Origin of the sequence: Pseudovibrio sp. WM33 (assembly GCF_001623165.1) — a bacterium.
GTDB lineage: Bacteria > Pseudomonadota > Alphaproteobacteria > Rhizobiales > Stappiaceae > Pseudovibrio.
The window spans coordinates 35,432-60,114 of record NZ_LMCK01000084.1 but is presented as its reverse complement, the minus strand read 5'-3'; the positions used below and the strand labels follow the sequence as shown (position 1 = coordinate 60,114).

Annotated in this window: 25 protein-coding genes, 1 tRNA gene and 1 riboswitch; of the genes, 8 read left to right on the top strand and 18 right to left on the bottom strand. The window is 50.8% G+C overall.

Features of this window, described 5'->3' with window-relative positions; genetic code table 11:
- Position 1 precedes the first annotated feature (1 nt).
- The 3 genes from mgtE to PsWM33_RS14035 form a co-directional block, all read right to left on the bottom strand.
- The gene (gene mgtE, locus PsWM33_RS14045) at positions 2-1,417 is read right to left on the bottom strand and encodes a magnesium transporter (RefSeq protein ID WP_063300680.1); all 1,416 of its coding nucleotides are present in this window, start codon (positions 1,415-1,417) and stop codon (positions 2-4) included.
- 488 nt (positions 1,418-1,905) lie between these two features.
- Positions 1,906-1,992, bottom strand: a tRNA-Leu gene (locus PsWM33_RS14040).
- 180 nt (positions 1,993-2,172) lie between these two features.
- Complete coding sequence (locus tag PsWM33_RS14035) at positions 2,173-2,439, bottom strand: FliM/FliN family flagellar motor switch protein (RefSeq protein ID WP_063289457.1); 267 nt, start codon at positions 2,437-2,439, stop codon at positions 2,173-2,175.
- Between the two features lie 143 nt (positions 2,440-2,582).
- Here PsWM33_RS14035 and lipB point away from each other — a divergent pair, with 143 nt between their 5' ends.
- Positions 2,583-3,320, top strand: a complete 738-nt coding sequence (gene lipB / locus PsWM33_RS14030) for a lipoyl(octanoyl) transferase LipB (RefSeq protein ID WP_063300636.1) — start codon at positions 2,583-2,585, stop codon at positions 3,318-3,320.
- On the opposite strand, the gene PsWM33_RS14025 is transcribed toward lipB, so the two are convergent.
- The gene (locus PsWM33_RS14025; RefSeq protein ID WP_063300635.1) at positions 3,321-3,590 is read right to left on the bottom strand and encodes an acylphosphatase; all 270 of its coding nucleotides are present in this window, start codon (positions 3,588-3,590) and stop codon (positions 3,321-3,323) included.
- A gap of 160 nt (positions 3,591-3,750) precedes the next feature.
- Between PsWM33_RS14025 and PsWM33_RS14020 the strand changes: the two genes are divergently transcribed.
- The gene (locus PsWM33_RS14020) at positions 3,751-5,016 is read left to right on the top strand and encodes a hypothetical protein (RefSeq protein WP_063300634.1); all 1,266 of its coding nucleotides are present in this window, start codon (positions 3,751-3,753) and stop codon (positions 5,014-5,016) included.
- Between the two features lie 45 nt (positions 5,017-5,061).
- Here the strand turns inward: PsWM33_RS14020 and PsWM33_RS14015 are convergent, their stop codons facing one another.
- The 4 genes from PsWM33_RS14015 to PsWM33_RS14000 all read right to left on the bottom strand — a co-directional run bounded on the left by PsWM33_RS14015 (position 5,062) and on the right by PsWM33_RS14000 (position 9,535).
- Entirely contained in the window at positions 5,062-5,961 is a 900-nt protein-coding gene (locus tag PsWM33_RS14015; RefSeq protein WP_057463399.1) for a DMT family transporter, read from the bottom strand.
- A 133-nt stretch (positions 5,962-6,094) separates the two neighbouring features.
- A riboswitch (FMN riboswitch) is annotated at positions 6,095-6,244 on the bottom strand.
- 133 nt (positions 6,245-6,377) lie between these two features.
- Positions 6,378-6,800, bottom strand: a complete 423-nt coding sequence (locus PsWM33_RS14010; RefSeq protein WP_063300633.1) for a gamma-glutamylcyclotransferase family protein — start codon at positions 6,798-6,800, stop codon at positions 6,378-6,380.
- 24 nt (positions 6,801-6,824) lie between these two features.
- Positions 6,825-7,481 carry an HAD hydrolase-like protein gene (locus tag PsWM33_RS14005; RefSeq protein ID WP_063297919.1) on the bottom strand — a complete coding sequence of 219 codons (657 nt, stop codon included), beginning with the start codon at positions 7,479-7,481 and terminating at the stop codon, positions 6,825-6,827.
- A gap of 41 nt (positions 7,482-7,522) precedes the next feature.
- Positions 7,523-9,535 (bottom strand): acetyl-CoA carboxylase biotin carboxylase subunit, encoded by a 2,013-nt coding sequence (locus PsWM33_RS14000; RefSeq protein ID WP_063297941.1) that lies wholly within the window; start codon positions 9,533-9,535, stop codon positions 7,523-7,525.
- 248 nt (positions 9,536-9,783) lie between these two features.
- On the opposite strand from PsWM33_RS14000, the gene folB reads away from it, so the two are divergent.
- The 6 genes from folB (at position 9,784) to PsWM33_RS13970 (ending at position 12,609) form a co-directional block, all read left to right on the top strand.
- Entirely contained in the window at positions 9,784-10,164 is a 381-nt protein-coding gene (gene folB, locus PsWM33_RS13995; protein WP_063297920.1) for a dihydroneopterin aldolase, read from the top strand.
- Positions 10,165-10,301: 137 nt separating this feature from the next.
- Entirely contained in the window at positions 10,302-10,604 is a 303-nt protein-coding gene (locus tag PsWM33_RS13990; RefSeq protein WP_063297942.1) for a hypothetical protein, read from the top strand.
- A gap of 14 nt (positions 10,605-10,618) precedes the next feature.
- Positions 10,619-10,939: a hypothetical protein gene (locus PsWM33_RS13985; protein ID WP_153039843.1), complete on the top strand. Its 321-nt coding sequence runs from the start codon at positions 10,619-10,621 to the stop codon at positions 10,937-10,939.
- A gap of 551 nt (positions 10,940-11,490) precedes the next feature.
- Positions 11,491-11,781 (top strand): hypothetical protein, encoded by a 291-nt coding sequence (locus tag PsWM33_RS13980; protein ID WP_063297921.1) that lies wholly within the window; start codon positions 11,491-11,493, stop codon positions 11,779-11,781.
- A 116-nt stretch (positions 11,782-11,897) separates the two neighbouring features.
- Positions 11,898-12,188 carry a hypothetical protein gene (locus PsWM33_RS13975; RefSeq protein WP_057463405.1) on the top strand — a complete coding sequence of 97 codons (291 nt, stop codon included), beginning with the start codon at positions 11,898-11,900 and terminating at the stop codon, positions 12,186-12,188.
- 121 nt (positions 12,189-12,309) lie between these two features.
- Positions 12,310-12,609, top strand: a complete 300-nt coding sequence (locus PsWM33_RS13970; protein ID WP_063300632.1) for a hypothetical protein — start codon at positions 12,310-12,312, stop codon at positions 12,607-12,609.
- 102 nt (positions 12,610-12,711) lie between these two features.
- On the opposite strand, the gene PsWM33_RS13965 is transcribed toward PsWM33_RS13970, so the two are convergent.
- From PsWM33_RS13965 to PsWM33_RS13920, 10 genes are all read right to left on the bottom strand, one after another.
- A complete protein-coding gene (locus PsWM33_RS13965; RefSeq protein WP_063300631.1) occupies positions 12,712-14,244 on the bottom strand; it encodes an acyl-CoA carboxylase subunit beta in 1,533 nt (510 codons plus the stop codon).
- A 174-nt stretch (positions 14,245-14,418) separates the two neighbouring features.
- The gene (bfr, locus tag PsWM33_RS13960) at positions 14,419-14,904 is read right to left on the bottom strand and encodes a bacterioferritin (RefSeq protein ID WP_063300630.1); all 486 of its coding nucleotides are present in this window, start codon (positions 14,902-14,904) and stop codon (positions 14,419-14,421) included.
- A 235-nt stretch (positions 14,905-15,139) separates the two neighbouring features.
- Positions 15,140-15,625 (bottom strand): bacterioferritin, encoded by a 486-nt coding sequence (bfr, locus tag PsWM33_RS13955; RefSeq protein ID WP_063300629.1) that lies wholly within the window; start codon positions 15,623-15,625, stop codon positions 15,140-15,142.
- Between the two features lie 253 nt (positions 15,626-15,878).
- Positions 15,879-16,673 (bottom strand): ATP12 family chaperone protein, encoded by a 795-nt coding sequence (locus PsWM33_RS13950; protein ID WP_063300628.1) that lies wholly within the window; start codon positions 16,671-16,673, stop codon positions 15,879-15,881.
- On the bottom strand, positions 16,673-17,353 hold the full coding sequence (locus PsWM33_RS13945; protein ID WP_063300627.1) for an HAD-IA family hydrolase: 681 nt from the start codon (positions 17,351-17,353) through the stop codon (positions 16,673-16,675). Before PsWM33_RS13945 ends, PsWM33_RS13950 begins: the two co-directional genes overlap by 1 nt.
- A 28-nt stretch (positions 17,354-17,381) precedes the next feature.
- A complete protein-coding gene (locus tag PsWM33_RS13940) occupies positions 17,382-18,431 on the bottom strand; it encodes an RluA family pseudouridine synthase (RefSeq protein ID WP_063292669.1) in 1,050 nt (349 codons plus the stop codon).
- Positions 18,432-18,611: 180 nt separating this feature from the next.
- Complete coding sequence (crcB, locus tag PsWM33_RS13935) at positions 18,612-18,992, bottom strand: fluoride efflux transporter CrcB (RefSeq protein ID WP_063297927.1); 381 nt, start codon at positions 18,990-18,992, stop codon at positions 18,612-18,614.
- A 53-nt stretch (positions 18,993-19,045) separates the two neighbouring features.
- Entirely contained in the window at positions 19,046-21,442 is a 2,397-nt protein-coding gene (locus PsWM33_RS13930) for a patatin-like protein (protein ID WP_063297928.1), read from the bottom strand.
- Positions 21,443-21,675: 233 nt separating this feature from the next.
- Positions 21,676-22,986, bottom strand: a complete 1,311-nt coding sequence (locus tag PsWM33_RS13925; RefSeq protein ID WP_063300626.1) for a replication-associated recombination protein A — start codon at positions 22,984-22,986, stop codon at positions 21,676-21,678.
- 54 nt (positions 22,987-23,040) lie between these two features.
- Positions 23,041-24,486, bottom strand: a complete 1,446-nt coding sequence (locus PsWM33_RS13920; protein ID WP_063297929.1) for a DegQ family serine endoprotease — start codon at positions 24,484-24,486, stop codon at positions 23,041-23,043.
- Positions 24,487-24,683 lie beyond the last annotated feature (197 nt).

Below are 24,683 nucleotides of genomic sequence, written 5' to 3'. Positions count from 1 at the left end.
GCTAGTATGGCAGACCGAACCACCACGCAGCCAAGACCAAAAATGTAAAGAAGCCAACAACGTCCGTTATGGTGGTCACAAAAACTGAAGAAGCAATGGCAGGATCCGCTCCAATTTTCTCTAAGCCCATAGGAACCAACAATCCAAACAGACCAGCGCAGATTGAGTTAATCAGAATTGCACTGCCAATAACCACCCCAAGTTCTGGGTTGAGGAACCATCCCCCCGCAATAGCACCAATCAGGAATCCGAGGCCGACACCGTTGATGAGGCCCACCAGCAACTCACGTCGCAAAACGCGCAGAATATTACGACGGTTCAATTCCTGAGTCGCAATTGCGCGCACCGTCACCGCCATGGTCTGCGTACCGGAGTTTCCGCCCATGGACGCCACAATCGGCATCAACACAGCCAAAGCCACCATGCGCTCAATCGTGGCCGTGAAGAGCGATATGACAAAAGCGGCAAAGATTGCGGTAAACACATTTACCGATAACCAGGAGAAACGAGACTTGGCAATCTCAAGCACACTGTCTGAGATCTCCTCATCACCCACACCGGCCATCGCCAGCATGTCTTCCTCAGCCTCTTCCTGAATGACATCAACAATGTCATCAACGGTCACAATACCGACCAGACGCTCGGAGGTATCAGTCACCGCAACAGAAACAAGGTTATAGCGCTCAAACAAACGCGCCACATCTTCCTGATCATCGGTGACCAGAACAGAATGACGGGTTTCCTCCATGATTTTGGAGATCTTTTTAGATCGTTTCGTGCGCAACAGCCGGTCCAGCGCCACAGCACCCAAAAGATGGAAGCCGGGGTCAACCACGTAAAGCTCATAAAAGCTGTCCGGCAGATCTTGGGAACTGCGCAGATGGTCAATCACCTGCCCCACAGTCCAGAACGGCGGCACGGCAATAAAATCAGTCTGAACAATACGTCCAGCAGTATCCTCGGGAAACTCCAGCGCACGTTTAATCTGGACCTGATCCACATTGGGCAACTGAGCAAGGATCTTCTCCTGCTCTTCCTGCTCCATGTCCTCAAGTAGATAAACAGCATCATCTGACTCAAGCTCGCCAATCCCTTCAACAACATCCCCTTCCGGCAATGCCTCCAGAACCTGCGCACGCACAGGCTCTTCGGTCTCAGTTAAGGCTGCAAAGTCAAACTCTTCACCAAGCAGCTGAATCAGGTGGACGCGATCATCTTCGCGCAGCATCTCCAGCAGGTCACCCATATCCGCATCATGCAGATTACCCGCCAGCTCGCGCACAACAGCCGCATCCCGAGTATCCAGAGCAGCTTCGACACGCGCAACAAAGTCCGTATCAAGGTGTCCGCTTGCATCTCGAACATGTGGTGGAGGGGGCGCGGCATGAAGCGCACCGGGATTTTCCGATTGGGTCATGTGACCTCCACACGTTAGAGCGCGTTCCGTTTGATTGGATTTAATCAAACGACAAGAATTCGCTCCACCAAAGATGCTAGAATGCGGTGCGTGAATGTAAATGACCGCGACGCGTTCCAGAGTCAAATGCTTGGCGTGAGCATCGTCCTTCGAGATTGCTGAAAATTGAAATGCACGTGGAACCATCGTCCCTATGCACAGTTTTGTGTTTATAGCGACCTGCGCAGACCGTGCAATCCTTTTACGAAGAATTCACGATTTACATCAAAACGCATTCTGTTTGAGCAACCGCACTCAGGATGAGAACGCACGTTCAACCAACGAACGCATCAAAAACGTAAATAACGCAAATTCGCGCAAAAAATCACAAAGCAACGCAAAACAGCGACACTCCCCTTTTCAGGGAATGGCATATGCATATTTTATACTGAGAAAAAACAGAGGCTTAGATAGCAAAAAACCCCGGCTCATAAAGAGCTCGGGGCTTTTGGTGCGGCCGAGAAGACTCGAACTTCCACGGGTGTTACCCCACAGCGACCTCAACGCTGCGCGTCTACCAATTCCGCCACGGCCGCAAAACCTTGGCTTGCCTCCGGTTTGTTTGGCTCGTTGGCCTCGCCCCGTCGGCTGGTGAGCGGTGATATAGCCAACCCCTCGAACCTGCGCAAGTACCCTTTTTCAAAAATTCACAGCGCAGAGGAAAAAAATCGAAAAAACCTCTTTTAGACGGGCACTTATCCACTGCACGAGATATTTCAGATGCGATCTTCCATGTTTACAGGTCGCATATCCACAGCACGCTGCAATACCTTTGTGATGACAATGCCAACTTTATCGCCAACCACAGTCACCTGCCCTTCAGCAACAGGTGTACTGTTTGCCAAAATCGTAACATCATCAGCTTCATGGGTGTCCAGCTCAATCACCGCACCACGCCCCATGCGCAATAATTGATGCACTGGCATTTCAGATTTGCCCAGCACCACTGATATGTCGACGGAGATATCATCGAACCTGTTCATCTCTGCCTGCCTCCATCTGAGGGAATAAAATGCACCCGTCTCATCTCTGTGAGTTGGTGCCCTGTTATTTTTAGTGTAGACGCTTACATCTCATTAGGGCAAACCAACTAACCGAAATCCGCAGATCATTTTGGGATAACAACATGGCCGATCGTCAAACCCTTAAAACAGACTTCTTCCCCCTGGAGGGATCTCCCCCTGTTGAGTGGGTGATCGACGACGATCTCGTGCCTTACGAAGTTGCCCAGAAGGAAATGAAAGAGCGTGTTGCCGCAATCGCAGCTGGCGAAGCGAACGAACGCGTCTGGCTTTTGGAACACCCGCCCCTTTACACAGCAGGCACAAGCGCCGATCCAGTCGACCTGATCGCCAAAGATCGCTTCCCGGTTTATGAAACAGGCCGCGGAGGGCAGTATACTTATCACGGTCCCGGACAACGTGTTGCTTATGTTATGCTCGATTTGAAGCGACGCCAGCAAGACGTCCGCGCCTTCGTCGCAGCATTGGAAAAATGGCTCATCGACACCCTATGGCAGCATCACATCCGCGGAGAACGACGCGAAGATCGCGTTGGTGTCTGGGTTCAGCGCCCTGAAAAAGGCAAAGACGTAGAAGACAAGATTGCCGCCATCGGCATTCGCCTGCGCAAGTGGGTAACGTTCCACGGCATCTCACTGAATGTAGACCCAGACCTGGAGCACTTCACAGGCATTGTCCCCTGCGGCGTGCAAAAGCATGGCGTCACCAGCTTTGTAGATCTTGGCCTTCCGCTCACAATGCCAGAGGTGGATATCATCCTGCGCGAACAGTTCGAAGAGATCTTTGGCGCAACGGAATCCTTTGGCCCGTCCGGCCTCGTTCAAAAAACTGAGAGCGAATAACTAGTACTCAATGCGGAAAGCCCCCTTCTCCTCAGGGGCATCCGCCAGCAGTGTTACCGCTTCAACTTGTGCCCCGACTGGCCCTTGCTGGACAGCCATCAGCAGGGCATCCACTTTTTCCGGGTCACCGGTGACAACTGCCTCTACCGATCCATCAGCATTGTTCTTGCACCAGCCGGAAACACCGAGCATTCCGGCCTTTTTATAAAGCCACGCACGATATCCAACACCCTGCACCAATCCCGTAATGGAAAAGTGTTCGGTTTTCATTGGTATCTCCCGGTGCGCTTAAAGGCTTCACAGATAAAGCTTTTCTCGATTCAGTGGACGAAATTGGCAACACAGCTCAGCCTCGCCACAGCCTTAGATTGCAAGCCATAAAAAAACATCAACTCCTATATCTAATAGGTAGCCCTTTAGGAGAGACTTTATGAATTTTCTCAAATCCCGCCTGACTGCTCTTTCATTCTCTGCAGTCATGATTTTTCTACCAGCTCAAGCCTTTGCTCAGACTGATTTCACCAGTCAGTTCAACGAGATCATAGAAACGGCTGATTATGAAACCGGCATCGCATCTTTTATAAGAAACACTAAGCAGAATCCGGAAAACAATCAGGCAAAGCTCGCATTGGGCGCCCTGCAGTTTCTCAATGCCCTCCAAGGCATTCAACAGGACCTATACAAATATGGCGCCGGAAACACATCCCCAAACAGAAGCCTGAGGTCGATCCTCCCCGTCTTCAGAATCCTGGTTGCCCCAAACCCAACGCCAGAACCCGTTAACTACGACAAGACAAGGGAAATGCTGGAGAACTTCGTGGCTCAGCTGGAACAGGCAAATGAAACTTTGAACGGGATATCAGAGCAACCAGTAAAGCTCACGGTAGACCTTTTGAAGATCAACTTAGATGCAGACAACAGTGGAACTGTTGATCCTCACGAGAACCTTGCAGCAATCCTATCTGGTCTTTCCAGAAGAAGCCCGTTTCAGCTTGAGGATGATACAACCGCGTTTCCTATAACCTTTGACAGGGCAGACGCAAAGTGGTTACAGGGACATTCTAACCTACTCATGTCAATGGGAAATTTCCTACTCACCTTTGACTATGAGAACACCTACGACCTCACCTTCCATAGTGTCTTCGGTGCATCAGCAACCACCTACGGTCAGCAGTTAGAGGACATGGGAAAAGCAGACAACGGGCGCGGTTTTGGTTCCTTCGCCACTCCAATCAACTTCCTACATTCCATCAACTGGACTGTGCAGAACCCTGATCGCCTAAAAGCAACGCGCCAGAACCTTTTGAAGGTGATGCAGCTGAACTACGAGACATGGGATCTCGTTCAAAAAGAAACGGATAATGACAACGAATGGTTGCCAAATCCCAATCAGACCAGCCCCTTTCAAGCCCTCCCTGTCACGCAAGAGACCATCGACAGCTGGCTGGAAGCCGTCAAAGCCTCCGAACAGGTGTTGAATGGCAAGCTTCTGATTCCATCCATGGTGTTTGAAGGCGGGATCAACATGAAGACCTTCTTCGAGACCGCAAAGACCTTCGACCTTGTGCTCTTCATCACCGGACCAAACTCCGTTGACTATGTGGAACAAGGCCCTGTTTGGGAAGGAGATTTCATGCGCACCATAACGCGCCCAATGGGCCGAAACTTCGGTTCATTTGCGGTCTGGTTCAACTAACTATTCCCTAAAGAAAAAGCCCGGCAATTAGACCGGGCTTTTCAATTAGTTCTGTTTGCGCTCCACATGCACAGTATAGAGCGATGCGCCAATGATCAGCGCAGCTCCAAGCCACAAGTTGCCCGGTGGTACCCAGCCGAAAATAAGAAATCCACAAAGCACATTAAGCGGCAGCTTGAGATGGTCAAACGGCTGCAAATAAGCTGCATCGACCTTCTCATAGGCCATAGCCAATGAGCCTTGCGCAATCGCCCCCAAAAGCCCCGCCAGAATAATCAACCACCACATGTTCATGCCAACTGGCATTGCCAAACCACCTGGAGCCAAGAAAGCCAGGACGAAATTAACTGGTGTCAGCAGTAGAAGAAGATAGAGCGTAACAGATTGCGGGCTCTCACGTTCTTCCAGCTTCTTCATACAAAGAATAGAAGAACCCCACAGCAGAGCAGCGATAATCGGCAGGAAAGCAACCAGCTGAAAGGCATCATCCCAAGGACTCAGAATAATCATGCCACCCACAAAGCCGACAGCTGTCGCCGCCCAGCGCTGCCTGCTTGCTGTCTCACGCAAGAACAACGCTGCTCCAATGGTCACGAAGAACGGAGAGGTCATCAAAAGCGCAATTGCCTGCCAGATTGGCACACCATTCGCCAAACCAGCCACCCAGAACTGAACGCCCAGCGCTGCCAGAAAGACGCGGAAGATATGCAGCGCCAATTGTTCTGTGTGCAATCCGTCAACACCAATGCGCCAGATCACTGGTAGCATAGCAACAAGCGAGATCAGGTATTGCCAGAAGGTTGCACTGGTAGAACTCAATCCCTGCACCATCGTCAGATACTGCATGGCAGAATTGGTGATAGCAAAAGCAGCACCGGCAAAAACCATCCAGCTTGCGCCCACAACAGCTGCGGACGCACGAGTAGAACTGCGTGATGAACTCATACACGCACCTCAAATTCACGAGATAAAAACGGAATAAACATAAGAAATCTTTCTGATCCAAAGGGCCAACAACAGCCACGTTTCATTGAATCAGGACGCGCAAGCAAACAGTGCGTTTCAAAACGCCCCTCACCCACATTCTCTTTCATCCGGACTATAACCGTCGGTTCCGGGTTCTCACCGGATCTGCTGACCCTTCCTGAATATGGAAGGCGCTCGCGGACTTATGGCACGAAGGCCCATCACCACCGGTAGGGAATTACACCCCGCCCTGAGAATTATCTCCCATCATAGGGAGACCTGATTTCTAACAGATTCTCAGGAAATTGCGAGTTGTCTTTCAGTCTAACTGAAAACGCGTTTGTGAACGGACTGTCACCCCAATACTGCCTCACAACTTGATGCCAGGAGAGCTGCTATCGCAGATCCCACTGGCGCAATTCCTCACGGTATGTCTCGGGAAAATCCCAGTGTTCTGCAGCTTCTAAAACACCTTCCCACGCTTTTACGTGAGGCTTACCCGTCCGCACAGTGCGGCTCATATACATAATGGCAGATTTATTCTGCCCACCGCTGCGAACCGGAAGAAAGACCTTGTCCAGACCCTTGCGGAAAAGCGCCTCTGCGCCATCCACAATTGTAATTTCTCCAATGCGGCAATCCCACAGAACACCGTGAACACGCTTCCCCGGCGCTTTCACCATGGAAGGAACGCCTTCAGACGTCACGATAAAGCGATAGCCATCCATGGAAGCTGGCCTCAGCGCTTTGGCTTGCGGGCAACGACTTGCCATGGTTTTCGGGTTCATCAAGCGGCCATAAGCGAAATAAATCGGCATCAATTCAACTCATTACAAAGAAGGTCAGGCGACAAGACTGTCAGCAAGGTGAGCGGCAAGCTCTTCACGCGAAGCAACCACTATATCAGCTCCGCAATCAGCAAGCTCACTTTCAGAGCCATAGCCCCAAAGCACACCAACGGAGCGGACGCCATTTTCCTTCGCTGCGATAATGTCGTGCTTGCGATCACCAATCATAAGACACTGAGAGGCGTCCAGATTTTCTTGTTCCAACAGATAGGCCAAAAGGTCCACCTTGTTGCCACGGGTCATGTCCAACTCGCAGCCATAGGTTTTCTCAAAAAAACCATCCATCTCAAAGTGCGCGACAATCTTTTCCGCATAAACCCAAGGTTTGGATGTGCAAACAAACAAGCGATCTCCGCGATCCTTAGCAGCCTGCAGCAGCTCAATGATCCCATCGTAACGCACGTTTTCATAAAGCCCAACGGTGGTGAAACGCTCACGATAAAGGCGAATACCCTCAAGGATCAGCTCTTCATCTTCCGTATTCAGAAGTTGGCGATAGGTTTCTGTGAGAGGCGGCCCGATGACGAAAGCAAGATCTTCAGCGGGAGGAACGTCGAGGCCAAGCTTTTCAAGCGCGTATTGAACGCTCGTTACAATGCCGACAAAAGGGTCTGTCAGCGTTCCATCTAGATCAAAAAGCAGAGTGCGCAAAGCCAAATCCTCAACATAGGAATTGGCTTCGCACCAACTCCTTATTCAAATTCCATGATAACAGCATCAACTGCCAGACTGTCACCCGGTGCAGCCTTGATAGCGCTTACCACACAATCGCGTTCGGCCCGAAGCACATTTTCCATTTTCATGGCTTCAACAATGGCCAGCTGCTCTCCAGCTTTCACTTCCTGCCCTTCTTCTACATGAAGAGAAACAACAAGGCCCGGCATTGGGCAAAGCAACAGGTTGGATGTATCCGGTGCAACTTTCTCAGGCATCAGTGCTGCAAGCTCAGCATTGCGAGGCGTCATCACCTTGGCAACAACAGAATAGCCTTGCCAGTCCAGCTGGTAGCCATTCTCAACAGACCGCACTTGGGCACTTACAGCACGATCACCAACGTGACCTTTCCAAAGCATATCGCCCGGAACCCAGGAGGACGCAACGCGTTCGCGAGCACCACCCTCAACACACACATCAATATCAAGTGGTGTTGCCGCCATGCCTTCAATCAATTCAGCATCCAGCTTCTCACCATTGATGAGAACGCCCCACTCACGGCGCACACCGCCATGATGCGGACGCAGGCGACCCGGCAAGTGATCCAGACGCTCACGCTCGATCAGATGCATGGAAAGAGCAACTGACGCCAACACATTACGAGCCTCAGCATCAGGAGTAGCTGGCTCAAACCCATCAGGATATTCATCAGCAATAAAGCCGGTTGCCAATTGACCCGAACGCCAGCGCGGATGCTTCATGAGAGATGCAAGAAACGGCACGTTGTGCTGGATGCCATCCACCTGAAACTCATCAAGTGCAGTGCTCATGCCTTCGATCGCTTCAGCTCGTGTCGGCGCATAGGTCACCAGTTTTGCGATCATCGGATCGTAGAACATGGAGATTTCAGAGCCTTCCACCACGCCAGTATCATTACGCACCACATAAGCACCGTGATCACCTTCTGCAGGCGGACGATAGCGCGTCAGGCGGCCAATGGATGGCAGGAAGTTGCGGTACGGATCCTCAGCATAGATACGACTTTCAACAGACCAACCATTCAGCTTGACCTCTTCCTGCTTCAAAGAAAGCTCTTCACCAGCTGCAACACGGATCATCTGCTCAACCAGATCCACACCAGTGATCAGTTCAGTCACCGGATGTTCCACCTGAAGGCGGGTGTTCATCTCAAGAAAGAAGAAGCTCTTATCCTGTCCAGCAACAAACTCAACAGTACCCGCACTGTCATAGTCAACAGCCTTGGCAAGCGCGACTGCCTGCTCACCCATCTTGCGGCGAGTTTCTTCGTCCAGCAAAGGAGACGGCGCTTCTTCAATCACCTTCTGGTTACGACGCTGAATGGAACATTCGCGTTCACCCAGATAAACCGCATTGCCGTGTTTATCGCCCAGCACCTGAATTTCAATATGGCGCGGGTTCTCAATAAACTTCTCGATGAAGATACGATCATCGCCAAAGGAGCTGATAGCTTCAGACTTTGCGCGCTCGAAGCCATCCATGGCCTCTTCATCATTCCAGGCAATACGCATGCCTTTACCACCGCCACCAGCGGAGGCCTTAATCATCACCGGGTAACCAACCTCAGAGGCAATCCGCTTGGCATCTTCAGGGCTTTCAATCAGCCCCATATATCCAGGTACAGTGGAAACATCAGCTTCCGCCGCAAATCGCTTGGAGGTGATCTTATCTCCCATCACCTCAATCGCTTTTGGATTGGGGCCGATAAAGACAATGCCTTCCTGCTTCAAACGCTCACAGAATTCTGCGCGTTCGGAAAGAAAGCCATAACCTGGATGAACAGCCTCAGCACCGGTCTGCTTACATGCTTCAATAATCTTGTCGATCACAAGGTATGATTTCGCTGCAGCCGGCTCACCAATGTGAACGGCCTCATCAGCCATCTCCACATGAAGCGCATCCCGGTCCGCATCGGAGTAAACAGCAACCGTTTTGATCCCCATCGTTTTTGCCGTTTTGATAACACGGCAAGCGATTTCCCCACGGTTTGCGATCAGAATCTTTGAAAACATGCCCATCCCACATACACACCTTCTTTATTTACAGTGCAGGGTTGTAGGCATCTCTACGCACTTCCGCAACCTCACAATAGGGCGAAGAACCATCGCACTTTCGTAGGGGCAATGGATGCGCAGAGCATCTAAATTTTGACGGACTTTCACCCGAATAAAGAGCATTATCTTCTAAAATGCGTTGAGTTTCTCTCTCACCTCTGGCAACACAGTTTTCCAACAGTCAGAAAGTCCTCAGGAGCCAAACAATGAATGAAAACAAGATTTTTCTGGAAGGCCTGTCTTTCTATGCATTCCATGGTCTCCATGATGAAGAAGCCAAATTGGGTCAACGCTTTATCATTGATCTGACCTGTTGGGCCGATTTTGAAAAGGCAACTGTTTCAGATGACTACGAAGACACCATCTGCTACGGCACCCTTGCGAAAACTGTCGAGGATGTTGTGACCAACTCCCGCTTCAATCTGCTGGAACGTCTTGCCGGAGCTATCTGTGAGGCCGTTTTCGCAATGGATCAGCAAATCTCCAAGATCACTGTGAGAGTGAATAAACCCTCTGCGCCAGTGCCGGTTCATACAGGCGGGTTTGGCGTAGAAGTCACACGTACACGGCCAGCAGCAAAAAGTTAAATCAACGGCATCTTCTTTAGAACCGGCTAACCACCGCTCACCTTGATACTCGCACTTTTGGGCTATTGCCTTCAAAACATATGGAACTGCGGCGTTCACGCCTGCATCAACATCTGCTTTGTAAGGCAACTGATCCCATGCGTAATGCCTCCACCACCATTATTGCCAGTAGTCTCATAACTCTGTTGTGGGTAGCCTCAGCCAATGCTCAGGCGCGCCCGGATGCAAGGAGCCTGACTTGTGAACAGGCCAAGCAGCTGGTCAACAGCCGTGGAGGCGTCGTCCTGACCACAGGCCCGCGAACCTATGAGCGCTTTGTAAGCAACATCAGGTATTGCCTGCACAACGAAGTGCTTCGCAGAGAGTGGGCCCAGACCAAAGACAACAACTCCTGCCAGATCGGTTATCGCTGCTCACCACGCACACGGCAGAACCAGTAACAAAGGAGGAGACTATGCGGATATCAACATTACTCGTTCTTTCGAGCACTCTGGCCCTCATAGTTTCCACCACTGCACAGGCACGGCCTGATACTCGGCAAATGTCCTGTCTGGAAGCCCGCTCTGTCGTGCAACGCGCCGGCGGCATTGTATTGAGCACTGGCGTCCGTACCTACGATCGGTTCGTCGCAGGACTCCAGTTCTGCCAGCCTTACGAACGCTTGATGAGCCGTTGGGTTCCCACGAAAGACCAGAAGCGCTGTTTCATCGGCTATTCATGTGAACCGGGTTACAACAGCGGCGAAGGACCATTCGGCTCCGATATCTTCGACTGAGTCCTCTGAAGATCCACGTTTCGAGCAAATACACTGCAGTTGCACCACAAAACGCAGCTGCAGTTACCCACATTCGAATCCTTCATCCACATCCTGCGAAACTCACCTTGCCTGTTCAGCATGACCAACAAGCGGTTGAGAACTCCTTTCTGCACCACCATCAAGCAAAAATGTGCGCTTGATCACAGACAGGTAAGTAATCCCCAAGAACACGAACACACGAATTCGTTATCGGCCAAAATTCAGAGTTGTGAAAAGAAAATTTTGTGTTCCAAAACACATCTTACTCAAAAATTTCCAGTAAACATACAATCATCAACGAACAACAACAAACCACAAACACCAAAACACAAAGCATACAACAAAAATAAGCTTGAACAAAAACAATATAACTACAAGTTACAAGATATAAGGCGGCACGGAGTTGCCTTGTATCAGTCTAAATTGAAAAGACACGCCGAAATAACAACCAACATCGGCAAACCCCCATCAGGAAGACTGCTCCTCCCGGTCTTTCGCTCTGAAAATGACTAGAACTGAAAGTAAAACAAATGAAAAAGATCGCTCTGACCCTATCCGTACTTGGCCTCGTATCTGCTGCTTCTATCGCTCAGGCTGCTCTGGTAAACACCGGTGACCTGACTGCCTCCCAGGCAAAGTCACTCGTACAGGACAAAGGCGCAATCGTCCTCGCAACTGGCCCAGGCCTCTATGACCGCTTCGTTGCAAACGCTTCTTACTGCGCCTCACACGAAGAAACACAGCGCGCTTACGTCGTAACCAAGGACTCCAACAGCTCCCTCATCGGTTACACCTGCGTCGTCGAAAACAGAGATAACTAAGCCTCTAATACGCCTCAAGTTAGAGGGCCTCCCCCATCAGCCTCTTAGGGAAAGACTGTTCCTCCCAAGTCTTTCTCTCCCCAAATAACACAAATTAAAAATTGAAAGTAAGACCAATGAAAAAGATCGCTCTGACCCTATCCGTACTCGGCCTCGTATCTGCTGCTTCCATCGCTCAGGCTGCTCTGGTGAACACTGGTGACCTGACCGCTTCCCAAGCAAAATCACTCGTACAGGACAAAGGTGCAATCGTTCTGGCAACCGGCCCAGGTCTTTACGACCGCTATGTTGCAAACGCCTCCTACTGCGCAACACATGAAGAAACAGAGCGCGCCTATGTTGTGACCAAAGACTCCAACCATTCCCTCATTGGTTACACCTGCGTGGTTGACAACAAAAACAACTAAAATCTAACTCGCCCCAAGTTAGACGCACGTCACCCATCATCACGTCCCAGGGAAAGGCTCTGCCTCCTAGTCTTTCACTCCCCCAATTCCCATAAGAATTAAGAAACCGAAAGCTAAACAAATGAAAAAGATCGCTCTGACCCTTTCCGTCCTCAGCCTCGTCTCTGTTGCTTCTGTTGCTCAGGCTATGAACGCTCCACGCACCAATACAACTGACCTCACAGGGTCTCAGGTAAAGTCTCTGGTGCAAGAAAAAGGTGCGATCATTCTCTCCACAGGTCCTGGCCTTTATGACCGTTACGTAGCAAATGGCTCTTACTGTAGCCCAAGCGAAGAAACACAGCGCGCCTACGTTGTTACAAAAGACTCCAACCACTCCCTCATTGGTTACACCTGCGTGGTCGAAAACGACGAAAGATAAGACCTAACTCGCCCCAAGTTAGTCCCCCTTCCCATCAAAAAAACCCGGACTTCTCACGAAGGCCGGGTTTTTTTGTTATTCAGCTCGATCAGACAACAGTCCTTAGAGCGGAATGTTGTCGTGCTTGCGCCAAGGCATCTGTTGGTTCTTGGTCCTCAGCATCGCCAGTGCTCTCGAAATGCGCATCCGTGTAGACTGCGGCATGATCACCTCATCAATGTAGCCACGCTCCGCAGCAACAAACGGGTTCGCAAACCGGTCTTCATAATCCTTGGTGCGCTCGGCAATCTTCTCAGAATCACCCAGCTCATTACGATAGAGGATCTCAACGGCACCCTTTGCACCCATCACAGCAATCTCAGCAGATGGCCATGCATAATTCATATCACCACGAATATGCTTGGAGCTCATCACGTCATATGCACCGCCATAGGCTTTACGCGTGATCACAGTAATTTTCGGAACTGTCGCTTCGCCATAAGCAAACAGCAGCTTTGCACCATGCTTGATCAGCCCACCATATTCCTGAGCAGTTCCTGGCAAGAAACCCGGAACATCAACGAAGGTGACCAGTGGAATGTTGAAGCAGTCACAGAATCGGACAAAACGCGCAGCCTTACGGCTTGCATCACTGTCCAGAACACCCGCAAGAACCATCGGCTGGTTGGCGACAATACCAACTGTACGACCTTCGACGCGGCCAAAGCCAGTGATAATGTTTCCGGCAAAGCTTTCCTGAATCTCAAAGAAGTCCTGCTCATCGACAGTCTTTAGGATCAGTTCCCGCATATCATACGGTTTGTTCGGATTATCCGGAACCAGCGTATTGAGGCTCTCATCCAAACGAGATGGATCATCATAAACGGAAAGTTCAGGCAGCGGAGCCTGATTGTTCATCGGCAGGTAATCCACCAAACGACGAATCTGCAGCAACGCTTCTACATCATTGTCAAACGCACCATCTGCGATGGAGGATTTGGTCGTATGAATGCTCGCGCCGCCCAACTCCTCAGCCGTCACAGTCTCATTGGTCACTGTTTTCACAACATCAGGACCAGTGACGAACATGTAGGAGGTATCGCGCACCATAAAGATGAAATCGGTCATGGCTGGCGAATAAACATCACCACCAGCACAAGGTCCCATAATCACAGAAATCTGCGGGATAACGCCAGATGCCTGAATGTTGCGCCAGAACACTTCACCATATCCGCCAAGCGCAGCAACACCTTCTTGAATACGAGCACCACCTGCATCAAAGATCCCAATGATGGGTGCGCGGTTCTGCAGCGCCATATCCTGGATCTTCATGATCTTTTCTGCGTGAGTCTCAGAGAGAGAGCCGCCGAACACAGTGAAATCTTTCGAGAAGAGGTAAACGGTACGACCGTTGATTGTTCCCCAACCAGCAACAACACCATCACCTGGGAAGTGCGTTTCCACCATACCAAACTCGGTACAGCGGTGCTGCTTGAACATATCGAATTCTTCGAAGGAACCTTCATCTAGCAGAATTTCAATGCGCTCTCGTGCGGTGAGTTTTCCGCGTTTGTGCTGCGCATCAATTCGGCGCTGTCCCCCACCAAGCCGCGCTTCATCACGTCTTTTTTCTAATTCAGCTAGAACTTCCTTCATAAGATATCTCAGCTCCCAATCTAACTGAGTTATCTCCTAGCACGCCCCTACGCACAAAAACTAGTAAGCCGTTGGATTGAGAAGCCTCATGTGATGCAACCGATCATCGCCTCAACCCAACAACCAATAACCCTCGGTAAACCAAGCATTCTTTGATGCTTTGACAGCTAAAACTCACTCTGCCTCATCAGCACTGCCAGCATTGAGCAATCCATATTTTTCTTCGCCTATTTGCTCAAGAAGCTCCAATTGGGTCTCAAGGAAATCACAGTGGCCTTCTTCATCTGCCAGTAAACTGTCAAAAAGAGCCATTGTCACGAAGTCACCTTGCTGCTCACAAAACACACGAGATTCGCCGTAATACACAATCGCTTCACGTTCCCCTGCCAGATCAGCTTCCAGCACTTCCTTCACTGAGGACCCGATGCGTAAGGGCGCAATATGCTGCAGGTTTGGGTGCCCTTCCAAAAAGACAACTCTTTCCACCAACCGATCCGCATGATGCATTTCTTCAATCGATTCAGCCCGCTCTTTCTTTGCGAGTTTGGTATAACCCCAATCTTCAAGAAGTCTGAAATGCACCCAGTATTGATTGACAGCTCCAAGTTCCATGGAAATGGCTTTGTTCAAACGTTCAATGACACCGTCTTTTGCTCTCATGAGTTCTCAGTGCAAGCACTGCTCCTTAGGGAATGCAGGTGAAACACAACTCGTTTTGAACCTACCCTAAAACGAGTTGTGATCCAGTAAACATAGATCAGCCTAACCCGCCACCAACCCAAATCCCCTATCGTTCCTAATGAAGCGCTAGTCTAAAACAAACAACTTTAACCCAACAAAAAAGAGCCGCCCAACAGGACAGCTCTTTCTAATCAAAACAAGCAGTTACGCGATCTTATTCGCCAGTATCAGCCGGGTTCGCATTCAATGCGCCGTAGTGCTGCTCACCAATTTTCGCAAGGAGATCCAGCTGAGTTTCGAGGAAGTCGATGTGACCTTCTTCATCAGCCAGCAAATCATCAAACAACTTCATGGTGACGTAATCACCTTCAGCATGACAAATCTCACGGCTCTTCTTATAAGAGATGCGAGCTTCATGTTCACCAGCAAGATCCGCTTCCAAAACTTCTTTCAGGTTGGTGCCGATCTTCAAAGCACCAACGGTCTGCAAGTTTGGATGACCGCCAAGGAAGAGAATGCGCTCAATCAGCTTGTCGGCATGCTGCATCTCTTCAACGGATTCTTCGCGCTCTTTCTGCGCCAGCTTTCCAAAACCCCAATCATCCAGCAGGCGGTAATGCAGCCAATACTGGTTGACGGCACCAAGCTCCAGTTTCAGAGCTTCATTAAGCCGCTCAATAACTTTCTCATTATGTTTCATCGGCGGAATTCCTCAATATTCTTGATTAGGGCAGTATTTGGCGATGTTCTCGTTATTACGAGAGCCCTGAACCCATATGTGCAGCAGGAGTGCCTAGTTCAACAGATTCGATGGTAATACGGCAAACAAATTCCACTTGACCACATACTACAAACTATTGATTTCTTTCTACGATATCAGGAGAAGCCACATCACCAACAAAAAAGCGCAGCCGAAAGCCGCGCCTTAAGACAACTTCTCAAAGAATAAGCGCTTAGCTTTCTTCTGGTGCTCCAACGAGAATAAGCACTGATGCGTTGAACTCGTCGTTTTTGAAACGGCGAATACGGGCAGCCTCTTCATCCTGCCCCCACTGCTCAATGTTCCAATCTTCATCAACATGAGCAGCAGACCAGACAACATCCGCCTCAAAGGCTTTTTCAGCCAACGCCAGCGCCAGCAATGCAGAGCCACTAATGGACGTCACAGTATGGATCGCAGTCAACTGAAGCGCATCATATTTGTCCAGTTGCGTACGATAGGCTGTTGTCACCGCCTCATCTTGCGCAACATGCATAATCCCTTCAACGAACTTGAAGCGACCAGCAAACAACTTCTCCGCCCAATCCAAGACTGGGTCCCACTGATTTTTCTGGCGAGTGACCAGTTCTGCAGGGGAATCTGCGCGGTAACACAAATGATCATTTCCGGCATACCGTGTGATCTCATCCGCAACTTCCGCAAACTTGTCTTCAACGGCATCAATCGCAGAATGGGCAATACGCGTCAGCGGCATCGTCGCCGGGTCGATCTCTTCTTCCTGCAGCTCCCATTCGGCAGCCACGCCTTCAGCAATCACTTCATCCTTAAACACCAGCGCATTGCGACCAGGTGTTTTAATGGAGCGTCCATCCAGCAGAACAGCGAAGACGTCATCTTTCAGCTCAACGCTCACACGCTCATAAAAGCGTTTCGGCAAGTTCCGTTTGGTGTGCTCACGTGCAGCCTGAACAGCATCAACAGGCCCTTTTGCAATGTCATCTGCAATCTGCTCAAAAATGTCACGCATTATGCAACTTCCTTATTCCAGTTGAAGTGCTCATTAAGCACCGGAATGAGTTCCTTAAACTGATTGATAACATAGGTGGCTCCAGCGCTCTTCACATCTTCAGCGCTGTGATAACCCCATGTAACTCCGACAGATTTCACACCCGCATTGCGCGCCATGTGCATATCGAAAGTCGTATCACCAATCATAATCGTATTTTTCAGATCAACACCAGTTTCGCTCATAGCCTGAAAAATCATACCTGGATTCGGCTTGGATGGCGCAACATCTGCTGTCTGCATGGTGGTGAAAAGCCCTTCCAGCTCATGCAAGTTGATCAGGTGTTTCATACCGCGGGAATGCTTGCCTGTTGCGATACCAAGAAGCACATCCTCCCGGCTATCCAACTCTCGCAAAGCATCAAGCGCGCCCTCATAAAGAGGATCATAATCACGCCCCTTGGAACGCATTTCCCAGACGATCTGCTGGTATCCCTTGACCATCTGCTCAATCAAGCCCGGGTCATTTCGCCCCAGCAATTGCTCAAACGCCACATCCAGTGTCAAACCAACCGTTGCAAGAATTTCATCTCGCGATGGCATAGGCAGATCGACAAACCGATACGCTGCAGTAAAACCAATCATGATATTGTCTTGGCTATCCGCAAGCGTGCCGTCGCAATCAAACACAATGAGATACATGAAGATCAGCCCGTAACTTTGCTATTACTTATTCTGGTTCATTGATGTCCGGATCATAGTCCTTCACATCCATACCAAGCAAGTTCCAGGTTTGCTGCATATGTGATGGCAGCGGAGCAGAAACATCAATCACACCATTACCTGACGGATGCGGGATCATAATCCGGCGAGCCAGCAGATGCAGCTTGTTCTGGATGCCACCGGGCAGCTCCCAGTTTTTGATATTGAAGTACTTTGGATCACCGACGATAGGGCAACCAATATGCGCAGCATGGGCACGAAGCTGGTGCGTACGGCCAGTTACAGGCTTCAATGACACCCAAGAAAGCTTCTGACCGGACTGCTCAACCACATTGTAAAGGCTGACTGCATGCTGTGCTTCATCATCACCATGACGGGCAACACGCATACGCTCTTCGCCCTCATCACGCGCCAGATAGGTCGAGATACGCCCCTGACGCGGCTTTGGCACGCCAGCAACCATCGCCCAGTAGATTTTACGCGTGTTGCGATGACGAAATGCCTTTGTCAGCTCCTGAGCTGCACGGCGGGTCTTCGCAACCAGCAAAATACCAGAGGTTTCACGGTCAAGACGGTGTACCAGACGCGGCTTATCGCCCTTCTGGTTGGTGAAGGCATCAAGCATACCATCCACGTGACGCGTCAAACCTGAGCCACCCTGCACAGCAAGGCCAGCAGGCTTATTCAGTACCATCACATGCGCATCTTCAAAGAGCATCATCTGCTCAATGGCTTCACGGTCACTGTCAACCAACTTGCGCGGACGAGGTCTGGCATTCTTGCGGTCATCAGCAGCCAGCTCAACACCGAGCGGTGGAATGCGGACTTCTTGCCCCTTTTCCAATCGGGTAGAGCTTTCTGCACGTTTACCATCTACGCGAACCTGCTTGGTGCGCAGCAGTTTCTGCAAGCGGCCAAAACCAAGTTCCGGAAAGTTTTCTTTAAACCAGCGATCAAGACGCATGCCTGCTTCGTCGGCATCAACGCGGCGCATCTCAATTTTAACTGGGCTGCCACCGTTGTTTTGCGGCGCTGCTTTGTTCTGGGAGCCACTCATGGGTGAAGGTCCTGACTTCTAACGCGGCGGCAGCACGAAGGGTGCGCCAGCCGTTCCTATTAAATCCGTTGGCGCTCATTTGGCAGCTGAAGGCAAAACATGCAAGTCTTTCACGCAGATTCAGCCCCTAAAAACGAAAAACCATCAAGTTTCTATGAGTTTTTGCGGGCAACTTGCAAATTAGGTGAGAACCTGCCGTGTGAGATAAAGACCGACAAACAAGGCTGAAACGGAAAGAATAAGCGAGACCAACACATAAGCGGCGGTCGCAATAGGTTCTCCGCGTTCCCACAGCACAGCAACATCCAACGAGAAGGTTGAGAAGGTGGTGAAACCACCAAGGAAACCCGTCGCGATCAGATAACGCAGCTCAGAAGAAGCGCTTAGTCGCTGAGCAAGAACCTCAACAAAGATCCCCATCAGCAATGAACCAAGAATGTTTACGGTGACAGTGCCCCACGGAAATGAAGGGCCTAGAAGACGAAGTCCGGCCATTGAAACCAGATGCCGACAAACCGCTCCTGCCCCACCACCAAGTGCTATCAGGATGAGATTTTTCATGCATTCTCCCTATCGGATTTTGAATGGCATGTCTTGCACAAATTGCACAGTAACTAACATCCCTTAGAGAAGACCTCGTCAACCTTCTCACGGCAAGCTTCCACCAACTCTTCATGATCCTCCAGGTGCGCTTCTTCTTCATCCAGAATATCAAGGAATATCGCGCGCAGGTTCATGTCATCACCAGGAGCAATCCGCAGAGCTGACCCGTGGCACTGATGATAAACATCCCGCAGTAACCTCACCAGCCGCTCTGCAGCGTTGAGCCGCCCCCACAGATAATCATGCTCGCGCCATCCGCGGTTGAAGAAGGCACCAAACATCTGCAATTGCGCGCCTTTCAAATCAACGCCACCAGGACAAAGCAATTGCGCATCCTTTGGACTGATGCGCCCCACCTCAATCTTACGAAGTTCAAAAGCATCGAGCGCCTGCTGAACCGGAAACATACTGGTGTCGAAGAACGGAAAGCCGATATAACCTTCAAGAATACCTTGTGCCGCCTTCAGATCACCTAGCTTCCCAACTCCCTCAAACACAATGGAATCTGTCAGTTTATCAAGGTCGGCAAGGCCCATGCGAAGGCTGAGAACCCCAAGCACTTTGCGCACTGTCTCCAACTGCGGCGAAACTTCTTTCAGCAGCGTCGCAAGGTAGATGGTCTCTGTGCCATAAAACTCCTCGGACCAACGGCTCCGCAAGTTGGCAATCTGCCCATAAAGTTCACGCTTAAACACATCCAGATGGCGCGCAAACTCAACAGACCCAGCAATCTCTTCATGGTGATAGAACTTGTTGATCTGCTCGATCAAAAACCGCAGCTGACGAATGCGATAGTCAACATCAAGGCTCTTCAGCTCACGAAGTATCTTAGCCTGATCCCGCTGCGCTTCCCCCTCCTCTTCTTTGGAGAAGGTCAACGCATTCACGACCACTTCTTCCACGCTTTCCCAGGACCAGAGAGCAACCTCCTCGCCCTTTTCAACGCACCCCTCTTGCTGTGTGCCGGAAAGCTCGGAAATCAACAAGACAACCCGGTGGGCGAGATGCCCCAAACGAAGCTGAAGATAACCGGCATTGGCGAAACCAGATTGCTCCATCGCCGCCAGCTCAGCCCCTTGCCGCACAACAGAGAAGTCACCCTCGGTCTCCGGCAGGCTGCCATGCTTTTCAAGCAACAGCTGCACTTCATGGCGGACCATCGGCAATGCAGCTTCAGCCACTTCCTGAATCCGCCGCACTTTCATGTTGATCTGCTCAATCTCTTGCAGCTCATCTCCAATCGGTTCATTCCGCGGAATGTGAGCTAACGATGCGAAAATGCTTTTAAAGAACCCCGGAGGCTCTGGCTCTGCTGGCACATCACGGTGCGAGAAGGGCAACGGATCCAGATATAGTAAACGACGCACCACTTCGCGAGCTGCAGGTCGTTGTGCAATGGAACCAATAAGCGGTTCGAAGGGCTTGTTCATCACCAACGACCCATCAATGAAGATACGCTCCCCTTCTGCATCGCAATTGGCATGAAGCACGTTGGTTAGGAACGCTTCACGCCCGCTCCACTCAAGACCCTGACGCTCAAGAACGCCATCCATTTCCTCAGCACTCATAGGCGGAAAGGCTCCAGGGAAACTAGAGGTCGCTCTAGCAGCAAAGACCAGATCAGGAATACACTCCGCACTCATCTGGCTATGCAAACCGCTGGACACCCGATGAATGGCATTGAACTTTACAATACGTCGATGATCCAACTCCTCAATAAACTCGGGATCATGCAACGCAATACGCCGCAACACACCGTGAAAATCCGTGAGTGTCACGAACAGCTCCAACCGCTGTCCGTAAGGGATCAGCGTCTCCCCGCGATCCTCTTCATCCATTGCGCGGCACGCATCCACCAGCCACCCTGAGTATCGCTCACCTGAGAACGGCGGCGTAAACCAACGCGAACTGATAAAATCTCGCAGTTTGGTGCGCGTTTCCTTGTTCTGAGGAACATCAGTCCCAAGGAAAACCAAAAGCTTATCCAATATTGGTGCCAGCACCCGCTTGGCATGTTTGCTGACCCCGGATGTTTCATTGGCCAGCTTGTCAACATCAGCAAGCGATAGCCATAGATCGCTGTGATGCTTGAGCGGCAGATCATGCGCCAGTGCCCGCGCCAGCATGATCGCATTCACACCTCCGGCAGACGCGCCAGAGATTGCATCAATCACAACCCGCAGGTCCAGCTGTGGCCCAAAACTTTCAAGAAGATCGAAATAGGATTTCGCTGAGCCTTCGAGAGTGACATCACTCTCAACACCGCGCTCACGGTCCCGCCGCAACTGATGCAACGCATGGGAAGCACGCTGAAGATTTAGGAGTTCACGGGTGACACCGTGCATGTAGATGGCGAGTGAAACCCCGCCATACAGCACCAGTCCCAATCTCAGCTCAAGTTGCCTCATGCATGCACCAGAATTCGCTTAAATAAAGAAGTCAGAGTATGATGCGCAGATATAAATGAACGCACCAAGCTCAGATGTCAGTGTGCGAATTAGGATGCCCGAATGCAATCGGGAAACCCAAACAAAGTTACGTGTAGTTTATGTGTAGTCTTGAAAAGTGACCGCCAGTTTTCAGAAAAGGCGAGACAACGAGTTCTGCTATTGCGTATCAACGAGAACCCAGACAAACGGCCCTAGGCAGTGCCACGCTCTTTTCTCAAGCGATCCCAATAGCTCAACCGTTTTTGAACATCACGCTCAAACCCACGAGCATTCGGCTCATAATACTTTTGCCGACCCATCTTCTCAGGGAAATAATCCTGACCAGAAAACGCATCTGGCTCATCATGATCGTAGCGATAACTTTCACCATACCCCATCTTCTTCATGAGCGTGGTCGGTGCGTTCAGCATGTGCTTTGGCGGCACAAGAGATCCATGTTCCCGCGCATCCATGCGAGCAGCCTTATAAGCCAGATAAGACGCATTCGATTTAGGGGCCGTTGCCAGATAGACCGCAGCCTGAGCCAGCGCATACTCCCCTTCTGGTGACCCAACCAGCTGAAACGCGTGACGTGCAGCATTCACCTGCACCAGCGCATTGGGATCAGCCATGCCAATGTCTTCAGAAGCCATCACTGTCAAACGGCGGATGATGTATAGCGGATCTTCTCCGCCCTCCAGCATCCGGCACATCCAGTAGAGCGCCGCATCCGGGTCCGACCCGCGAATGGACTTATGAAGCGCAGAGATGAGATTGTAATGCCCGTCCTTGGTCTTGTCATAGATCGGCGCACGTCGCTGCACCACTTCCGCAAGGCGTTCCGTGTCGAAAATCTCGTCATCGCCAGCCGTACGCCAAACGTCTTCCGCCAAAGTCAATGCAGACCGGCCATCACCATCTGCCATACGCACGAGTGATAGACGCGCATCCTCATCCAGAGGCAAGTCACGCCCCATCACTTCTTCCGCGCGTTTGAGCAAATCAATCAGCGCATCTTCATCAAGTGAATGGAACGTCAACACATGCGAACGGGACAGCAACGCGGCATTCAGCTCAAAGCTCGGGTTCTCAGTCGTTGCTCCCACCAGAGTGATGGTGCCATCTTCCATCACAGGCAAAAAACTATCCAGCTGAGCGCGGTTGAAGCGATGGATCTCGTCAACAAACAGCAAAGTCCGTTTGCCGGAAATCTGACGTCCTCTAGCACGCTCAAAACACTTTTTGAGATCAGCAACACCGGAGAAAATGGCAGAGATCTGCTCAAATTCCAGTTCCGTAGCATCTGCAAGCAAACGGGCAACCGTGGTCTTACCGGTACCCGGAGGCCCCCAGAAGATGAGAGACCCCAGAGAGCCGGACCGCAGCATGCGGCTTAAAATACCAGCGTCACCCAAAAGGTGGCCTTGTCCGACAACATCCTCCAGAACACGAGGCCGCATGCGATCTGCAAGCGGCCTGTCTTCCAGCTGATCCATCCCATTGGCGGAAAAAAGATCACTCATGGTCTCTCAACATTCCTCTAAACTGTTCTGGAGAGTAAAACTCTCAAAACAGCATTATCGCAAACTTACCTGTCGTAGCTGACCATCACGTTTGAAAGTGATGTTCCAGGTGCGCTGCTTTTTGCCGGTCAGCTTGGAAAGGTCTTTGGTGCTTTGAACTTCAGCGCCATTGATCTCAACCACGATATCACCGGGTTTAAAGCCGACATAGGCAGCAGTACTACGAGCTTTAATATCAGCAATTACAACGCCTGAAAACTCGTTGTACATGCGCAACTCTTCAGCCACAGCAGGAGAAAGATTCATAACCCGTACACCAGTAAATGGCGAGTTCCCTTTGATCTCTCTTTCATCTCTAGCCACAGTTTCCGGCGCACGCTCAAGGCTGATCTCGACAGCAAAGGCCTCACCACCGCGCAGCATCTCAAAACGCGTGACACCACCAACTTTCTTTGTAGCAAGACGGTAGCCATAAGCATCTGGATCATCCACCTGAGTGCCACCAACAGACATGATCAGGTCGCCGACACGAATACCAGCACGGTCAGCTGGGCTTCCTTCCTGAATACGTGTCACGAGAACCCCGCTAGGACGCTCCAGCCCCAGGCTGGCAGCAATATCAGAGCTGACTGGTTGCACACTGGTTCCAACCCACGGGCGGCGCACGATACCGCCCTCATCAGCAGCTGAAGCAACCACTTCCACCATATTGGCAGGGATTGCAAAACCAATACCGTTGGAGCCACCGGAACGCGAGAAGATCGCAGTGTTCACACCAACAAGATGACCGTTTAGATCAACCAGCGCCCCACCCGAGTTACCCGGATTGATGGCGGCATCTGTCTGAATGAAGAACTGATAGTCCGAGACACCGACCTGATTTCGCGCAACAGCGGAGACAATACCCTGCGTCACGGTCTGTCCAACACCAAACGGGTTCCCAATCGCCAGCACCAGATCACCCACCTCAAGTTCATCAGAGTTGGCAAACGGCACAACAGGGAACGCCCCTTCTGCGTTGCGCACCTTCAAAACGGCAAGATCTGTGCGCTCATCCATCAAGATGATATCGGCATCAAACTCACGTCGATCAGAAAGTGCCACACGCACCTCATCAGCGCCCGCGATAACGTGATGGTTGGTAATAATCGTGCCATCAGCAGAAACGATCACACCAGAGCCCAAAGAGCTTTGAACGCGGCTGCGCGAACGAGGTGCGAACCGATCGGATTGCTCACCAAAGAAACGACGGAAGAACGGATCATCAAAGAATGGAGAAACTCTGCGGCGCTCTTGCACGGTACGACTTGCGTACACATTCACCACCGCTGGCGCGACCTTCTTCACAATAGGAGCGAAGGAAAGTGAAATCTCGGCTTGAGATGTTGGAACAGTCTTTTCACTGGCCAGTGCACCAGTGCTTTGCGTTGCCACAACGCCAGTAGTCCCAAGAACTGCACAAAAAAGCAGGTGAGCAGCTGACTTCCTGATTTGACCCATTCTTAAATCCCTTCGGCAAGAGCCCCCAGTTCACAATGATTTTCTTTCAAAAAATTTGGGAGCAGCAGGTTACAGATAAGTCTGCAATATGGAAATGAAAAGGCCAATCTGTCGGTTTTAAGCAGCGAGCTCGTATCCCCGAAAACTGCATGTGGATTTCAAACTAGTAACAGTTTGAGTGCACTAAAAAGATCACA

What these genes read in the sequence shown, in the direction of transcription:
- mgtE (WP_063300680.1), bottom strand. Translation starts at nt 1,417, where the DNA reads ATGACCCAATCGGAAAATCCCGGTGCGCTTCATGCCGCGCCCCCTCCA.
- PsWM33_RS14035 (WP_063289457.1), bottom strand. Translation starts at nt 2,439, where the DNA reads ATGAACAGGTTCGATGATATCTCCGTCGACATATCAGTGGTGCTGGGC.
- lipB (WP_063300636.1), top strand. Translation starts at nt 2,583, where the DNA reads ATGGCCGATCGTCAAACCCTTAAAACAGACTTCTTCCCCCTGGAGGGA.
- PsWM33_RS14025 (WP_063300635.1), bottom strand. Translation starts at nt 3,590, where the DNA reads ATGAAAACCGAACACTTTTCCATTACGGGATTGGTGCAGGGTGTTGGA.
- PsWM33_RS14020 (WP_063300634.1), top strand. Translation starts at nt 3,751, where the DNA reads ATGAATTTTCTCAAATCCCGCCTGACTGCTCTTTCATTCTCTGCAGTC.
- PsWM33_RS14015 (WP_057463399.1), bottom strand. Translation starts at nt 5,961, where the DNA reads ATGAGTTCATCACGCAGTTCTACTCGTGCGTCCGCAGCTGTTGTGGGC.
- PsWM33_RS14010 (WP_063300633.1), bottom strand. Translation starts at nt 6,800, where the DNA reads ATGCCGATTTATTTCGCTTATGGCCGCTTGATGAACCCGAAAACCATG.
- PsWM33_RS14000 (WP_063297941.1), bottom strand. Translation starts at nt 9,535, where the DNA reads ATGTTTTCAAAGATTCTGATCGCAAACCGTGGGGAAATCGCTTGCCGT.
- folB (WP_063297920.1), top strand. Translation starts at nt 9,784, where the DNA reads ATGAATGAAAACAAGATTTTTCTGGAAGGCCTGTCTTTCTATGCATTC.
- PsWM33_RS13990 (WP_063297942.1), top strand. Translation starts at nt 10,302, where the DNA reads ATGCGTAATGCCTCCACCACCATTATTGCCAGTAGTCTCATAACTCTG.
- PsWM33_RS13985 (WP_153039843.1), top strand. Translation starts at nt 10,619, where the DNA reads ATGCGGATATCAACATTACTCGTTCTTTCGAGCACTCTGGCCCTCATA.
- PsWM33_RS13980 (WP_063297921.1), top strand. Translation starts at nt 11,491, where the DNA reads ATGAAAAAGATCGCTCTGACCCTATCCGTACTTGGCCTCGTATCTGCT.
- PsWM33_RS13975 (WP_057463405.1), top strand. Translation starts at nt 11,898, where the DNA reads ATGAAAAAGATCGCTCTGACCCTATCCGTACTCGGCCTCGTATCTGCT.
- PsWM33_RS13970 (WP_063300632.1), top strand. Translation starts at nt 12,310, where the DNA reads ATGAAAAAGATCGCTCTGACCCTTTCCGTCCTCAGCCTCGTCTCTGTT.
- PsWM33_RS13965 (WP_063300631.1), bottom strand. Translation starts at nt 14,244, where the DNA reads ATGAAGGAAGTTCTAGCTGAATTAGAAAAAAGACGTGATGAAGCGCGG.
- bfr (WP_063300630.1), bottom strand. Translation starts at nt 14,904, where the DNA reads ATGAGAGCAAAAGACGGTGTCATTGAACGTTTGAACAAAGCCATTTCC.
- bfr (WP_063300629.1), bottom strand. Translation starts at nt 15,625, where the DNA reads ATGAAACATAATGAGAAAGTTATTGAGCGGCTTAATGAAGCTCTGAAA.
- PsWM33_RS13950 (WP_063300628.1), bottom strand. Translation starts at nt 16,673, where the DNA reads ATGCGTGACATTTTTGAGCAGATTGCAGATGACATTGCAAAAGGGCCT.
- PsWM33_RS13945 (WP_063300627.1), bottom strand. Translation starts at nt 17,353, where the DNA reads ATGTATCTCATTGTGTTTGATTGCGACGGCACGCTTGCGGATAGCCAA.
- PsWM33_RS13940 (WP_063292669.1), bottom strand. Translation starts at nt 18,431, where the DNA reads ATGAGTGGCTCCCAGAACAAAGCAGCGCCGCAAAACAACGGTGGCAGC.
- crcB (WP_063297927.1), bottom strand. Translation starts at nt 18,992, where the DNA reads ATGAAAAATCTCATCCTGATAGCACTTGGTGGTGGGGCAGGAGCGGTT.
- PsWM33_RS13930 (WP_063297928.1), bottom strand. Translation starts at nt 21,442, where the DNA reads ATGAGGCAACTTGAGCTGAGATTGGGACTGGTGCTGTATGGCGGGGTT.
- PsWM33_RS13925 (WP_063300626.1), bottom strand. Translation starts at nt 22,986, where the DNA reads ATGAGTGATCTTTTTTCCGCCAATGGGATGGATCAGCTGGAAGACAGG.
- PsWM33_RS13920 (WP_063297929.1), bottom strand. Translation starts at nt 24,486, where the DNA reads ATGGGTCAAATCAGGAAGTCAGCTGCTCACCTGCTTTTTTGTGCAGTT.